At 75.9% G+C, this 14,473-nt stretch carries 13 protein-coding genes; 7 read left to right on the forward strand and 6 right to left on the reverse strand.

Annotated elements, in window-relative coordinates:
- Window positions 1–61: 61 nt before the first annotated feature.
- The 3 genes from IF83_RS33980 (at window position 62) to IF83_RS0101525 (ending at window position 1,997) form a co-directional block, all read left to right on the forward strand.
- The gene (locus IF83_RS33980; RefSeq protein ID WP_167343566.1) at window positions 62–337 is read left to right on the forward strand and encodes a Gmad2 immunoglobulin-like domain-containing protein; all 276 of its coding nucleotides are present in this window, start codon (window positions 62–64) and stop codon (window positions 335–337) included.
- A complete protein-coding gene (locus tag IF83_RS33985; RefSeq protein WP_167343567.1) occupies window positions 331–549 on the forward strand; it encodes a LysM peptidoglycan-binding domain-containing protein in 219 nt (72 codons plus the stop codon). Before IF83_RS33980 ends, IF83_RS33985 begins: the two co-directional genes overlap by 7 nt.
- Before the next feature lie 167 nt (window positions 550–716).
- On the forward strand, window positions 717–1,997 hold the full coding sequence (locus IF83_RS0101525; protein ID WP_078843057.1) for a PAC2 family protein: 1,281 nt from the start codon (window positions 717–719) through the stop codon (window positions 1,995–1,997).
- 270 nt (window positions 1,998–2,267) lie between these two features.
- On the opposite strand, the gene mshC is transcribed toward IF83_RS0101525, so the two are convergent.
- The 4 genes from mshC to IF83_RS0101545 all read right to left on the reverse strand — a co-directional run bounded on the left by mshC (window position 2,268) and on the right by IF83_RS0101545 (window position 5,896).
- Window positions 2,268–3,497 carry a cysteine--1-D-myo-inosityl 2-amino-2-deoxy-alpha-D-glucopyranoside ligase gene (gene mshC / locus IF83_RS0101530; RefSeq protein ID WP_030542154.1) on the reverse strand — a complete coding sequence of 410 codons (1,230 nt, stop codon included), beginning with the start codon at window positions 3,495–3,497 and terminating at the stop codon, window positions 2,268–2,270.
- Between the two features lie 137 nt (window positions 3,498–3,634).
- Complete coding sequence (locus tag IF83_RS0101535; RefSeq protein WP_030542155.1) at window positions 3,635–4,507, reverse strand: SCO1664 family protein; 873 nt, start codon at window positions 4,505–4,507, stop codon at window positions 3,635–3,637.
- Complete coding sequence (locus IF83_RS0101540; protein ID WP_030542156.1) at window positions 4,471–5,061, reverse strand: DUF3090 domain-containing protein; 591 nt, start codon at window positions 5,059–5,061, stop codon at window positions 4,471–4,473. The genes IF83_RS0101535 and IF83_RS0101540 overlap by 37 nt, the downstream gene beginning before the upstream one ends.
- Window positions 5,062–5,191: 130 nt before the next feature.
- A complete protein-coding gene (locus IF83_RS0101545; RefSeq protein WP_030542157.1) occupies window positions 5,192–5,896 on the reverse strand; it encodes a histidine phosphatase family protein in 705 nt (234 codons plus the stop codon).
- A 175-nt stretch (window positions 5,897–6,071) separates the two neighbouring features.
- On the opposite strand from IF83_RS0101545, the gene corA reads away from it, so the two are divergent.
- Complete coding sequence (corA, locus tag IF83_RS0101550; protein WP_030542158.1) at window positions 6,072–7,055, forward strand: magnesium/cobalt transporter CorA; 984 nt, start codon at window positions 6,072–6,074, stop codon at window positions 7,053–7,055.
- 119 nt (window positions 7,056–7,174) lie between these two features.
- Window positions 7,175–7,789: a hypothetical protein gene (locus IF83_RS0101555; RefSeq protein ID WP_030542159.1), complete on the forward strand. Its 615-nt coding sequence runs from the start codon at window positions 7,175–7,177 to the stop codon at window positions 7,787–7,789.
- Between the two features lie 331 nt (window positions 7,790–8,120).
- Here the strand turns inward: IF83_RS0101555 and IF83_RS0101560 are convergent, their stop codons facing one another.
- Window positions 8,121–9,596 carry a nitronate monooxygenase gene (locus tag IF83_RS0101560; RefSeq protein WP_208605832.1) on the reverse strand — a complete coding sequence of 492 codons (1,476 nt, stop codon included), beginning with the start codon at window positions 9,594–9,596 and terminating at the stop codon, window positions 8,121–8,123.
- Window positions 9,597–9,797: 201 nt separating this feature from the next.
- Complete coding sequence (locus IF83_RS0101565; protein WP_030542161.1) at window positions 9,798–10,847, reverse strand: LLM class F420-dependent oxidoreductase; 1,050 nt, start codon at window positions 10,845–10,847, stop codon at window positions 9,798–9,800.
- Window positions 10,848–10,998: 151 nt separating this feature from the next.
- Here IF83_RS0101565 and IF83_RS0101570 point away from each other — a divergent pair, with 151 nt between their 5' ends.
- Entirely contained in the window at window positions 10,999–11,979 is a 981-nt protein-coding gene (locus IF83_RS0101570) for an aldo/keto reductase (RefSeq protein ID WP_030542162.1), read from the forward strand.
- Window positions 11,910–14,249, forward strand: a complete 2,340-nt coding sequence (locus IF83_RS0101575; protein WP_078843058.1) for a helix-hairpin-helix domain-containing protein — start codon at window positions 11,910–11,912, stop codon at window positions 14,247–14,249. The genes IF83_RS0101570 and IF83_RS0101575 overlap by 70 nt, the downstream gene beginning before the upstream one ends.
- Window positions 14,250–14,473: the final 224 nt, after the last annotated feature.

Raw genomic sequence — 14,473 nt, forward strand, 5'->3', positions numbered from 1 at the left:
ACCGGTCGTAGGTTCGGTACCCCAGGGGTGAGGGAACGTCACGACGACAGAGGGGGCGTTCATGATGACGAACCGCATCGACCAGCCGCGGGAGTGGGACCTGGTCGGCGACCCGGTCCTGATCGCGGGAGTGGGCACCGGGTTCGAGGCGACGCTGAGCTACCGGGTCGGCGAGGGCCACGACGAGGTGACCGGGTTCTTCACGGCCGGCGGCGGGACCGGCGAGCACGGGCAGTTCCACAAGCCGGCGTCGGCGGGGCGGCCTTCAAGCTGGACCGGCTGTACGTCCAGGTCTTCGAGGTCAGCGCCGCGGACGGCGAGGAGATCAACATGGTGACCGTCCCGGTGATCTACGGCCCCCTGATCGTCCCCGGCTACATCGGCTACCGCGAGCACGCGGTGGTGCGGGGCGAGACCCTGTCGGCCATCGCCCTGGCCCACTACGGCGACTCCCGCCTCTACCGGCGCGTCCTCCGGGCCAACCCGCAGCTCGCCGACCCGGACGTGATCGTCCCCGGGCAGGTGCTGCGCATCCCCATCGGGGCGTGAACGCCCTCCCGCCGGGCAGGTTCCCCCGGGGCCGGACGGATTCCGTGTCCCCCGGCCTGGCCTGCCGGCGGCCGTGCCGGAAGCCGTAGGCTGGGTGCCGCACGTGACGGAACAGCAGCCGGGGTCCCGGGGGAAGCGCCCCGGTCTCCGGCGGAAGGAGGCGCTGGGTGATCGAGCTCGAGGGGGTTCCCGAGCTGATCGACCCGGTCATGGTGGCCGCGTTCGAAGGCTGGAACGACGCGGGCGACGCCGCTTCCGCCGCGGTCGTCCACCTCGACCGGGAGTGGAAGGGCGAGGTCTTCGCGGCGCTCGATGCCGAGGACTACTACGACTTCCAGGTCAACCGTCCGACCGTCTTCCTCGAAGACGGGGTCCGCAAGATCACATGGCCGACCACACGGCTCTCCGTGGTCCGGGTCGGCGGGGAGAAGCCGCGCGATCTGGTGCTGGTCCGCGGGATCGAGCCGAGCATGCGCTGGCGTTCGTTCTGCAACGAGCTCCTCGGCTTCGCGCACGAGCTGGGCGTGGAGATGATCGTGATCCTGGGCGCGCTGCTGGGCGACACCCCGCACACCCGTCCGGTCCCGGTCAGCGGCGTCACCTCCGACCCCCAGCTGGCCCGCACCATGGACCTGGAGGAGACGCGCTACGAGGGCCCGACGGGCATCGTCGGCGTCCTGCAGGAAGCGGCCACGCACGCGGGGGTGCCGGCGGTCAGCCTGTGGGCGGCCGTGCCGCACTACGTGTCCCAGCCGCCCAACCCCAAGGCGACGCTCGCGCTTCTCAACCGCCTGGAGGACCTGATCGGCCTGCGCGTCCCCACCGGCGAACTGGTGGAGGACGCGCGGGCCTGGCAGCTCGGCGTGGACCAGCTGGCGGCCGAGGACAGCGAGGTCGCCGAGTACGTGCAGACGCTGGAGGAAGCCCGGGACACCGCCGAGCTGCCGGAGGCGTCCGGTGAGGCGATCGCGCGCGAGTTCGAGCGCTATCTGCGGCGTCGGGACGGCAGGCCGGGCGGCGCGCCGGGCGGCCACGCCACCGGGACCGGCTCCGCGCCGGAGGGGCGCGACAGCGGCTCGTATCTGCGGGACCCCTCGGCGGGGACCGGCCGTCCGGCGAAGCCGGCCGCGCCGGAGGACACCGCCGGCGACAGCGACACGTCCGGTGACGCGGACGGCCGCCGAACGGGCGAGGACGACACGGACGGCGGCCGGAACTCCGCGGACCGGGACACGACCGGCAAGGACGGGGCCGGGACGGACGGAGCCGCGGAGAGCGGAGCCGGTGGCCGCGGAAAGAACGGGAGCGCTCGGGGCAGCCGGGGCGGCCGGCGCCGTCCGCGCGGCCGCGGGCGCACGGACGCGTCCGGCACCGGCCCCGACTCCGGCACGGGGGGCTCCTCCGCCGGCGACGGCACCGAGGACGGCCCGGGCCCCGAGGACGCCTGAGGGCCGTGGCCGGGAAGGCCGCCGGCGGCTCGCGGCCTCCGGTGCGGTGCGTCGCACGGCGGAGCGTCGCCCGCGTACGGGACAGCGCGGGCGACGCGACAACGCGACGTGGGGGCGGCCCCGGCCGGAGACGGGGAGTCCGGAGCCGGACCCCGGGCCGGTGCCCCCTCGGCCACAGCACTTCCCGGCCACAGCTCCGGTGACAGCCGACGGAACGGGGCGCTCCCGGCAGAGGGGAGCGCCCCGTTCAGCACGAGCGGGCGGCCCGCCTCAGAGGGCCACGCCCAGCAGCGCGTCCACGGCGCGGGACACCAGTCCGGGCGCCGACTCGTCCGTACCGCCGGCGGCCTCCTGCGCGGCGGCCCAGCGGTCCACCGCGGCGAGGGCCGCCGGGGCGTCCAGGTCGTCCGCCAGCGCCGCGCGGATCTCCTCGACGAGGGCGTCGGCCGGCGTCCCGTCCGGACGGGAGACGGCCGCGCGCCAGCGGTCCAGCCGGGCCGTGGCCGCGGCCAGATCGGCGTCGGTCCACTCCCAGTCGGAGCGGTAGTGGTGGGCCAGCAGCGCCAGCCGGATCGCCGCCGGGTCCACGCCCTCGCGGCGCAGCGCGGAGACGAAGACCAGATTGCCCTTGGACTTGGACATCTTCTCGCCGTGCAGGGCGACCATCCCGGCGTGGACGTACGCCTTGGCGAAGGGGCGCTCGCCGGTGAGCGCGTGGGCGTGCGAGGCGCCCATCTCGTGGTGCGGGAAGGCCAGGTCGGAGCCGCCGCCCTGGACGTCGAAGCCCATGCCGAGGTGGTCCAGCGCGATGGCCACGCACTCGATGTGCCAGCCGGGCCGGCCGGGGCCGAGGCTTCCGCCGTCCCAGCTGGGCTCGCCCTCCCGGGCGGCCATCCAGAGCATGGGGTCGACCGGGTCCTTCTTGCCGGGGCGGTCCGGGTCGCCGCCGCGCTCGGCGGAGAGCAGCCGCATCGTCTCCGCGTCGAGCCCGGCGACCTCGCCGAAGTCGGGGTCGGCCTGGACGGAGAAGTAGACGTCCCCCTCCAGCTCGTAGGCGGCACCGCTCTCCAGGAGCCGCTCCACGAGCGGCACGATGCCGGGTATGGCCTCCACGGCGCCGATGTAGTGGCGCGGCGGGAGCATCCGCAGGGCGGTCATGTCCTCGCGGAACAGGGCGGTCTCGCGCCGGGCGAGTTCGGTCCAGTCGTCCCCGTTGGCGACGGCCCGCTCCAGCAGCGGATCGTCGACATCGGTGACGTTCTGGACGTAGTGGACCTGCCGCTTGGTGTCGAGCCAGACGCGCTGCACGAGGTCGAACGCGGTGTAGGTCGCCGCGTGACCGAGGTGGGTGGCGTCGTACGGGGTGATGCCGCAGACGTAGATGCGGGCTACGGGACCGGGGGCGAGGGTGATCGCCCCTCCGGTCGCGGTGTCGTGGATCCGGAGGTCGCGGCCTCGGCCGGGCAGGGCGGGGACCTCGGAAGCGGGCCAGGCATACATGTCATGAGCGTAACCGGATGCACTGTCCGGATACGAACCGGCTGCCGCACCTGGCCGGATCGGCCGTCTTGCGCGCGGGACGGCGAAGTGCTGCGGGGTGCTCCCGCCGCCGGCCCCGCCGAAGGGCGGGCCCCGGCTCAGATCGGCGGCCAGGGAACCGCCGGCCAGTCGCCGCCGGGCTCCGGGTGGCGCCCCGTACGCAGCAGCCGGGCCACCCTCGTCCGGACGGCCTCCGTCTCGGCGGGGGTGATCAGCTCGCCGAGCCGGCCGGCCAGCGGGCCGCCGGGGGCCAGTTCCTCCGCCAGCCGCTCCAGCACCTCGACCGCTTCCGCGGGCAGCGGTTCCCCGGCCCATCCCCACAGCAGGGTGCGGAGCTTGTCCTCCGCGTTGAACGTCACGCCGTGGTCGATGGCGTACAGATGGCCGCCGGCGTCCGGCAGCAGATGGCCGCCCTTGCGGTCGGCGTTGTTGACGACGGCGTCGAAGACGGCGAGCCGGCGCAGCCGGGGGTCGTCGGCGTGGACGAGCAGGGCGGTGCGCCCCTCGCCCACGTCCGCGAAGCCGACCGCCCGCCAGCCGGGCCCGGGCTCCTCGCCCTCGACGAGGGCCAGCAGCGCGGCCTGCGGGTCCGTCTCGATCCACAGCTGGCACATGCCCTCGCCGTAGGGGCCGTCCCGCAGCACGGTGGGCGGGACGAGGTCCCAGCCGGTGGCCCGGGAGACCTCGTGGGCGGCCGCCTCACGGCGGGCGAGGCTGCCGTCGGGGAAGTCCCACAGCGGGCGCTCGCCGGCGACGGGCTTGTAGACGCAGGCCGCGCGCCGCCCGTCCAGTTCGGCGGTGCAGCGCAGCACGGCGTTCGAGGCACCGCCCACCCGGCCGTCCACGGTCAGTTCGCCGCGCGCCAGGAGAGCGAGGGTGTCGGACGGCGTGCCGGCGGGCGCCGTGCCCGCGGGGCGTGCCGCCTCCGCGGAGGTCACAGGCCCCGGCGGTATCCGTTCTGGCGCGGACATACGTGTCCCTCCGGGTCGAGCGGCAGGCTGCACAGCGGGCAGGGCGGCCGTCCGGCGTTGACCACGTCCAGCGCCCGTTTGGCGAACGCGCGGGCCATGCTCCCGCTGAGGCGCACCCGCAGCACGGGCGGGCCGTTCTCCTCGTCCTGCAGGAGTTTCTCCTCGGCCTCGGCCAGATCCTCCTCGGAACCGGCCTCCAGTTCGACGAGGGCCTGTGCCTCCACGATCATGCACTCTTCCTCGCCGTCCCAGGCCAGCGCCATGGTACCGACGCGGAACTCCTCCTCCACCGGCGTTTCGAGCGGCTCGGTGTCGGCCTCCTCGGTGGGGGCGACGGCCGGTACGGGCGCGTTGCCGCCGGTGCGGCGCACCACCTCGTCCAGCAGTTCGTCCATGCGCTCGGCGAGCGCCTCGACCTGGGTCTTCTCCAGGGCGACGCTCGTGGTCCGGCTGCCCGCGCTGGCCTGGAGGAAGAAGGTCCGGCGCCCAGGCAGTCCGACCGTACCGGCGACGAACCGGTCCGGCTGGTCGTAGAGGAACACCTGACGGGGCACGTCCTGCTCCATGTCTGCTCGGTGGTCTCGGGTGGTCGGCGGTGTCCGGCGGCGGCCGCGGCCGCGGGTGCCGGGCGGTCGCGCGGAGGGCCGTCCGCCCGCGGGCTGTCCACCCTACTGTGACCGGCGATCAGGGTGCGCCCGCACCGCCTCCGACCGCCGCGTCCCCGGCCGCGGTGCTGTCCGGTCCGGCTCCGGCGGGGGCCAGACCGGCCAGGTCGCCGGTGTCGCCGATGCGCAGCAGGAACGGGCGGAGCGGGGTGTAGCGGATGGCGGTGACGGAGCCGGGCTCGGCCGTGAGCCGCTGGAAGTGGTCGAGGTGCAGGCCGAGGGCGTCGGCCACCACGGACTTGATGACGTCGCCGTGCGAGCACATGACGTAGACGGCGCCGTCGCCGTGTTCCGCCTCGATCCGGGCGTTCCAGTCCCGCACCGCGTCGACGGCGCGCGCCTGCATCGCCCGCAGTGATTCGCCGTCCTCGCCGGGGAACGCGGCCGCGGAGGGGTGCCGCTGCACCGTGGTCCACAGCGGCTCCTCGGCCAGTTCGGCCAGTTTCCGGCCGGACCAGTCCCCGTAGTGGCACTCGCCGATCCGCTCCTCGCGGTGGAGCGGCAGGCCGGGCCGGGCGTCCAGCAGCGGGCGCAGCGTCTCCTGGCAGCGCTGCAGCGGGCTGGTGACGGCGGCGGCCAGCGGGAGTCCCGCCAGCCGGGCCGGCAGCGCGGCGGCCTGGGCGGCGCCGCGCTCGTCGAGTCCGACGCCCGGGGTCCATCCGGCGAGGATCCCGGCGGTGTTGGCGGTGGACCGGCCGTGCCGGACGAGAAGCAGCGTGGGCATGCCCGCCAGCCTAAGGGCTGCCCCGTGCTTCCCGGCGGGCTCCGGCGCCGGGACCGGCGTCCGCCGCGGGGCCCGGTCCCGTCTCCCCCGCCCCGTTTCTCCCGCCGCGCCTCTCCCGCCCTGTCCGCCGGATGGTCGCAGGCATGACTCGCGCAGACGGGGAATACGCAACCGAGTGATCGTGGACTGTGCCATCTACCAGGACGGACGCCGTGTCGAGGGCGCGCCGGACGTCACCGTCGCCCTCCGGGAGGCGCGCACCGAGCGCCACTCCTTCCTCTGGCTGGGGCTGCACGAGCCGACCCCGGAGGAGTTCGACAAGGTCAGCCGGGAGTTCGGGCTGCATCCGCTGGCCGTCGAGGACGCCCTCAAGGCGCACCAGCGGCCGAAGCTGGAGGTGTACGACGACTCGCTGTTCCTGGTGCTGAAACCGGTGGTCTACGACGCCGCCGCGGACACCGTCACCACCGAGGAGCTGATGGTCTTCCTCGGCGACTCCTTCGTCGTGACCGTGCGGCACGGCGAGGGCAGTCCGCTGGCCGCGGTGCGCCACCGGCTGGAGCGGGAGCCCGAGGTGCTGCGGCAGGGGCCGACGGCAGTGCTGTACGCGATCAGCGACGCGGTCGTGGACCACTACATCGACGTGGCCGCCGAACTCCAGCTCGATCTGGAGGAGTTGGAGACGGAGGTGTTCGCGCCGGAGGCCGTGGACGCCCGGAACACCGCGGCGCGGATCTACACCTTCAAGCGGCAGGTGGTCGAATTCCGGCGGGCCACCGTCCCGCTCACCGATCCGATGACGCGGCTCACCCACGCCGCGCTGCCGTTCGTCGACGAGTCGGCCCGGCCGTTCTTCCGTGACGTGGGGGACCACCTGACCCGGGCGAACGAGAGCGTCGAGGGGCTGGACCGGCTGCTGTCGGACGTCCTGGCCGCGCATCTCGCGCAGACCGGGGTGCGGCAGAACGACGACATGCGCAAGATCTCGGCGTGGGCGGCGATGGCGGCCATCCCGACGATGGTCGCGGGCATCTACGGGATGAACTTCGAGCACATGCCGGAGCTGCGGAGCACCTGGGGATACCCGGTGGTCCTGGTGCTGATGGGGCTCGCGATCGCCGGTCTCTTCCGCGCGTTCAAACGGCAGGGCTGGCTCTGAGGCGGGCGGGCCCGGCGGGAAGCGGGCGGCCGCCCTCCTCGCTGATCGTTTCTCCGCGACCGGTCCGCCCGTTGTCGTCCGCTCTCGATAGGGTGACAGCGGACCGGAGGGGGTAGTGGGTGAGTCTGTTCGGCAGAGCGGCGCGCGGCGGTCTCGCGCGGCCGCGCCTCGGTCCCGCCGGCTCGGACTGGTCGCCGTACGAGCGGTTCGACGAGGCGGCGCGGGCGTACTTCCTCCACGCCGATGTGGCGCTGGAGGCGGTCGGCGGAGTGCTGGGCCGGCGGCGGGTCCGCGGCTTCACGCTCGAACGCGTCGTGGATCTCACGGAGTCGGGCGCCTCGGTCTGGCAGGAGGCCGCCATCTGCGACGGCCGGCGGCTGATCCTCTGGCACAGCGAGGACGTGGCCGACGAGCAGGCGCCGGGCGGCACCGTCCTCGACTCCTCGGTGCAGGTGCTGCCGCTGGAGTCGATCCGGCATGTGGGGATGCGGACGATGGTCGGCCGGGACGCCTCGGGCCGCCGGGTGGACCGCGGGGTGCATCTGGTGCTGGCCACGTCCACTCCGCACGAACTCAACCCGGTGCCGGGCGGCGATCCGGAGGCGCCGATCGCCTCCGCCCGGTTCCGCCCGGAGGCGTTCCGCTTCAGCAAGTCGCTGGAGGACGGCGGGCCGGGGCAGATAGCACGGCTGATCTCCTTCGGCCGGCTGCTGGGACGCCTGGTCCCGCGCTGAGCCGCACCCATGCGGGGCCCTCGCCCCGCGTCGCCCTGAGCACCGCCCCGCGCTGTCGTCCTTGTGCGGCAAGGAGACCAACTCCCCCGCAGGGGGCCTCAAGACCGGGGAGAACCACCAGGTCCCGCACCCCGTGGCGCGACAGAGCCGGGCCACGCCGTGCGCCGACCGCCACGGGTTCCGTGCCGCCATGGAACCGAACCGCCCCGCGCCCCGTGCCGCCCGGCGCGGCGCGGCCCCGGGCCGGAGCGGCCCGGCTGCCCCGCCCGGTACGGGCGCGGTCCGGCCACCCGGCGCGGCGGGCCGCCGCCCCGCGGTGCCGGCGTGCCGTTCACACCGCCGCGTCCGCCGCGGCGGTCTCCGTCAGGCCCGCCGAGAGCCACCGCACCACCGACTCCGCGCCGTACGGCTCGCCGCCGGGAGCGATGCGGGGCAGGAAGTCCAGATCCTGGCCGATGGTGACGACCGGCGGTTCCACCCGGCCCTTCGGGCGGCGCTGCCCCAGCCCGATGGCGGCCAGCAGCCCGTTGCACAGGCACTTCCGCCCTTCCGTCCGCGCCGGGTCCCCGCCCTTGCGCGCGTAGGACACCAGGGGTTCCGCCGGGCAGCGGTAGCCGACGGTGCCGTCCGCCGCCCGGTAGGGGGTGCGCAGATAGCCGAGGTCGCAGACCCGGCGGCGGCCGGCGGCCACGGCCGGATCGGCGAGCGTCCCCGGCAACTCGGCGACCTTGAACGGGAAGGAGGTCGGCGAGGCCGCCGGATCGTTGCGCACGGTCAGTCCGGAGCGCAGCCGGCGCTCGGTCAGCTCCCGCCGCAGCGCCGGGTCGAGGCCCGACTCCTCGCAGAGCGCGAAGACGCTGCCGACCTGCACTCCCGCCGCACCGGCGGCCCGGGCCCGCGCCACCTGCTCCGGCCCGCAGGCGCCGCCGGCGATCCAGAACGGCAGGCCGAGCGCGGCCATCTTCGCGAAGTCCGGTGTGTCGCGCGGCCCGTAGACCGGTTCGCCGTCCTCGTCCAGCGTCAGCGGACCGCGCGGCGGAGCGCTGTGGCCGCCGGCGCGGTGGCCCTCGACCACGAAGCCGTCCGGCCGGGTCCGCTCGGAGCGGTGGAGGTAGGCGGCGAGGGCCGGCAGCGAGACGATGGCGAGCACGTCGGGGCGGCGCAGCGCGCCCACCTCGGCCCCGCCCAGCACCTCGGCGGGGTCGAAGGGTACCCGCAGCGGCTCGGCGTCCCCCTCGACCGCCACCTCGGCGGTGACGGGCTCCAGCCGGGACAGCCGGGTGGCCAGGCCGGGGATGCGCGCGGGGATCCCGGCGCCGACCAGGACGTAGTCCACACCGGCCAGGATCGCGCCGAACAGGGCCGGCACGGTGGCGAGTTGGACCTTCTCCAGATAGTTGACGCCGACGGGTCCGCGATGGCCCTCCTTCGCGAGCCACACCTCGCAGAAGTTGGCGACGGCGGTCAGCGCGCGGGCGGGGCACCCGGGGGCGGCGGTCAGCGGCGGCGTGGTGAGGAACCGCTCGCCGTCCCCCACGCCTCCCTCGACGAAGTACCGCTCCAGGACGGCCTCGGCGGCGCCGGGGGCGGGGAAGGCGGCCAGCGCCCGGCGCAGGTGCCCGCCGGGGTCCCCGCTCTGCAGGGTGCGGATCAGCACGGTGTCCAGCGCCGTGCCCGAGACGACGCCCATCTGCCCGGTGCGCGCCACGGCGCGGGCCAGCCGCCAGCCGGAGACCCCCACCCCCATCCCGCCTTGGATCAGCCAGGGCCGGCCGGACGCGGGGATGTCCGACGCAGGGATGTCCACGGTTCCTCCAGGGGGTCGCCGGGGGCGGGGCCGTCAGCCGCCGCCACCGGAAACCTACGCTAGCGTAGGTACGGCTCGCGCCCCTTGGGACCTTCGGCCCATTCCCGCGCCGCCACCGGGTGGTTCACTCCCCCGGCCCGCCGCCGGCCGGCCCCGCTGCCCGGCCCGCGCGGAACCGGGCACGGCACCGGCCGGGGGTGGTCAGGCCAGGCCCGCGCGCTCCAGGGCCTCGACGCCGGCGCGCAGCGCGGTGATCCGCTCGTCGAGGGTGAAGCCCGCCGGGGTGAGCGACAGGGTGGTGACCCCGGCCTCGGCGTAGGCCTGCATGCGGTCCGCGACGCGCTCGACGGGGCCGAGCAGCGAGGTGGAGTCGATGAGTTGACGGGGGACGGCCGCGGCCGCGCCCTGCTTGTCGCCGGCCAGGTACTTCTCCTGGATCTCGGCGGCCTCCTTCTCGTATCCCATACGCCGGGCGAGCTTGTTGTAGAAGTTCTGCTTCGCGCTGCCCATGCCGCCGACGTAGAGCGCGGTGTACGGGCGGAAGAGGTCCGCCAGCGCGTCCACGTCCTCGCCGAGCGCCATCGGGACGGTCGGCACCAGGTCGAAGCCGTCCAGCGTCTTCCCCGCCTTCTCGCGGCCGGCGCGGACCGCGCCCAGGGTCGTCTCCTCGGCGTGTTCCGGCGCGAAGAAGAGCACCAGGGCGCCGTCGGCGATCTCCCCGGTCTGCTCCAGGTTCTTCGGGCCGATCGCCGCGATGTAGAGCGGGATCTCCTCGCGCACCGGGTGCACGGTGAGCTTGAGCGCCTTGCCGGGGCCATCGGGCAGCGGCAGGGTCCAGTGCTCGCCCTCGTGGGTCAGCCGTTCGCGGGACATCGCCTTGCGGACGATCTCCACGTACTCGCGGGTGCGGGCCAGCGGCTTGTCGAACTTCACGCCGTACCAGCCCTCGGAGACCTGCGGGCCGGAGACGCCGAGGCCGAGCCGGAAGCGGCCGCCGGAGAGCGAGTCGAGGGTGGCGGCGGTCATCGCCGTCATGGCGGGGGTGCGCGCCGGGATCTGGAGGATCGCGGAGCCGATGTCGATCCGTTCGGTCTGCGCCGCGACCCAGGCCAGCACTGTGGGGGCGTCGGACCCGTACGCCTCCGCCGCCCAGCAGACGGAGTAGCCGAGCCGGTCGGCCTCGCGGGCGACGGCGAGGTTGTCGGCGTCCATGCCGGCGCCCCAGTAGCCGAGGTTGATGCCGAGCCGCATATCGCTCCCTTTACTGGTCGGTAACGCTTCTCCGGGCGGACTGTAGCGCGCGGGCCCCGGCCACCGGCAGTGCCGGAACGGGCCGGGCGCCCGCCCGCCGGTATGACACGCGTCACCGCGGTCCGTCCGGCGGCCAGTACTCTCTGCGCCCATGGAGCAGAGGCATCTCGGCCGAACCGGCCTGCGGGTATCGCGGATCGGGCTCGGCACCCTCACCTGGGGCCGTGACACCGGCGAGCACGACGCCGCCGAGCAGCTCAAGGCGTTCTGGGACGCGGGCGGGACCCTGGTCGACACGGCCGACGTCTACGCCGACGGCGCGGCGGAGTATCTCCTCGGGCAGTTCCTGGAGAGCCTGGTCCCGCGCCGCGACCTCGTCATCGCGACCAAGGCGGGCAGCGTCCCCGACCCGGAGCGGCGCTTCGACGGCTCGCGCGGCCATCTGCTGGCCGCCCTCGACGCGTCCCTGGAACGGCTCGGCACCGACCACGTCGACCTGTGGCAGGTCCACGCCTTCGACCCGGCGACCCCGCTGGAGGAGACGCTGCAGGCGCTGGACATCGCGGTGAGCAGCGGCCGGGCCCGGTACGTGGGCGTCTCCAACTACAGCGGCTGGCAGCTCGCCAAGGCGGCGACCTGGCAGCTCGGTGTCCCCGGCCGCACCCGGCTGGCCAGTACGCAGATGGAGTACTCGCTGGTGCAGCGCGGTGTCGAGCGGGAGGTGCTGCCCGCCGCCCTGGATCTCGGAGTGGGGCTGCTGCCCTCGTCCCCGCTGGGCCGGGGCGTGCTCACCGGCAAGTACCGGCACACCACACCGGCCGACTCGCGCGGGGCCTCGGCGCACATGTCCGGCTTCGTCGCCCCGTATCTCGACGAGGCCGCCGGCCGGATCGTGGACGCGGTCGCCACCGCGGCCGACGGGCTGGCCACCACCCCGCTGCACGTCGCCCTGGCCTGGGTCCGGGACCGGCCGGGGGTCGCGGCCCCCATCGTGGGCGCGCGGAACGCACAGCAGCTCTCGGCGGCGCTGTCAGTGGAAGCGCTTAGTCTTCCCGACGAGATCTGCCGGGCGCTCGACGACGTGTCGGCGCCCCTGCACCGCTATCCCGACCAGGACTGGAGCACGCTGTGACCACGGAGCGCCCCGCCGGCGAGACCGCTGCCGCCGCCCCGGCGCCGGAGGAGGCCCCCGCCTCCCCCGGCACGCCGGCACCGGCACCGCCCGCCGGGGAGAGCGGTGCCGGTGAGGGCGCCTCCCGGCGACCGCCGGCGGCCGAGGCGCTCGCCGCGGCCGTGCGGGCCGTGGAGCGCGGGGAGCGGCCCGCCTCGTCCTTCTTCAGCGAACCCCGGCCGGCCGCCCGGCGTCCCGCCCCCGCGGCGGAGCCCGGCCGCTCCCCCGCGCCCGCGCCGCGGGCGGCGGGGCACGGAGCCGGCCCCGCGCCCGGCTCCCCCGCGGTGCCCGGCATCCGGCCGCCCTCGCCGGAGCGGACGGCCGCGAGCGCCACGGTGCGGGAGGTGCTGGCCGCGGGCGGGGCTCCGGAGACGCTGGCGGAGCCGGTGACGGACCTCCTCGGGGAGCGGGCCGCGGAAGCGCTCCGCGAAGACCCCTGGCAGCTGCTCGCCGTACCGGGCGTCCAGCCGGAGCAGGCGGACGGCTTCGCACGGGCCCTGCTGGGCCCGGAGGCCGGCCCGGGGGACGAGCGCCGGGCCCGGGCGCTGACCACCTGGCTCCTGGAGCGGGCCGCGCTCCGGGGGCACACGGCCCTCGAGCCCTCGGCGCTGAGCGAGGCGCTGGCCCGCCAGTCGGTGCCCGACCCCGAGGCGGCGCTGCGCGACGCGATCGCCGGGGGCGCGGTGCTTGTCTTCCAGGACGCCCTGGACGCCCCCGGCGCCGGAGGGCCGGGCGGTTCGTCCCGTCCCGCCGGTGAGCCGGAGAGCGGGGAGGCGGAGGGCGGGGAGGCTGAGCAGCCGGTCCGGGTGCTGCTGGGCCTCGACCGCTACGCCCTGGCCGAGGAGAGCCTCGCGGACGGCCTGGGCCGGATCGCGAGCGGCTTCGCCCCGGACGGAAGCCCGGCCGGAACCCCTGCCGGGCCCCAGGACGGCGGCGCGGATGTCGGCGCGGACGGAACCGCGGGCTCCGGCCCGGACGCCGCCGCCTGGGAGGCCGCCGCGGAGGCCGCGCCGTCGCCGTCCGCCGCCGAGCTGATCCGGGCGGCCGCCCGGCACGGACTGGTGGCGCACACGGGCGGGGAGACGGCGCGGGCCGAGCCGCTGGCCCTGGTCGCGGCCGCGCGCGCCCTGGGCCTGCGCGCCTGGGCCGCCGTGCACACGCCGGCGGGCCGCCGGCGGGCCGGGGAACTGCTCGCCGCGGCGGGTTCCGCGGAACCGGTCGGCACGGACGGCGCGGTCGGCACGGACGGCATGGCGGACGGGGACGGCGCCGTGGTGACGGTCGCCGGTCTGCTCGCGGGCGCCGAGGGCCCGGGGCGGGACCCGGAGGGAGCGCTGGAGCTGGATCTGCTCGTCGTCCTCGACGCGCCCCAACTCGATGTGGAGACGGCCGCGATGCTCGTGGAATCGCTGCCGGACGGCGCCCGGCTGGTGCTCAGCGGTGACCCGGGCGTGCTCTGGTCGGCCGGCCCGGGCAAGGTCTTCGCCGATCTGCTGTCCGCCGGCTTCTGCCCCCGGATCACCTCGCGCACCCCGGACCCGGGCCCGATCGGCGAGCTGGTGTCGGCCGTCGGCATCGGCGAGCTGCCCTCGGTGGATGCCCCCGGCAAGGAGGTGGTGATCGTGCCGGTCCGGGACGCCGGGGAGGCCGTGCACCGCACCGTGCAGCTCGTCGCCGACTCGGTACCGCGCGCGTTCGGGGTGCCGCCGGAGCAGACCCGGGTCATCACGCCCGGCCACGGCGGAGCGGCCGGCACCCGGGCGCTGAACGCGGCCCTCAAGGAGCGGCTCAACCCGGGGCCGGGGCGGTTCGGCGGCTTCGACCCGGGCGACCGGGTGGTGTACAGCCCGGCTCCGGGCCGGGCCCTGATGGGCACCGTGGTCTCGGCCGACGCCGAGGGACTGCGGCTGGAGGGGGACGGCGGCCGGATCACGGTGCCGCGCGAGCGGGTGGCGGGCGGGGCCGTACGGCACGGCTGGGCCCTCACCGCGCACCAGGCGGCCGGGGCCACCTGGCCGGCGGCCGTGGTGGTCCTGCCCGGTGACGCGGCGCCGGCGCTGACCCGGGCCTGGGTCTACACGGCGTTCGGGCGGGCCGAGCGGCATCTGTCCGTGGTGCACGGAGTGGAGCAGGCCCTCCCCCGGGCGGTCGCCGAGGTGCCGGTGACGGAGCGCACCACCCGGCTGCGGACCCTGCTGCGCGCCCTCACCCCGCCGCCCGCGCAGGGCTGAACACGCTCACGGGCCCGGCAGCCGGGCCCTCCTGGGGAGGCCGGGGCTGCCCCGGTCTCCCGCCGGCGGTCTCCGTCGGCGGCAGGGGCCCGTGGAACCCGCGGCCGGTACGGGCTCGCGTCCCCGGGCCGACCGGTCACCGCGGCGGTCGGCTCCCGTGCCCCCGGGCCGGGCCCGGGATTCCGGCCGCGAACCGGCCCCGGGACAACCGTGTCCTGACGGCT

The organism is Streptomyces albus subsp. albus, from assembly GCF_000719865.1.
GTDB classification, from domain to species: Bacteria; Actinomycetota; Actinomycetes; order Streptomycetales; family Streptomycetaceae; genus Streptomyces; species Streptomyces albus_E.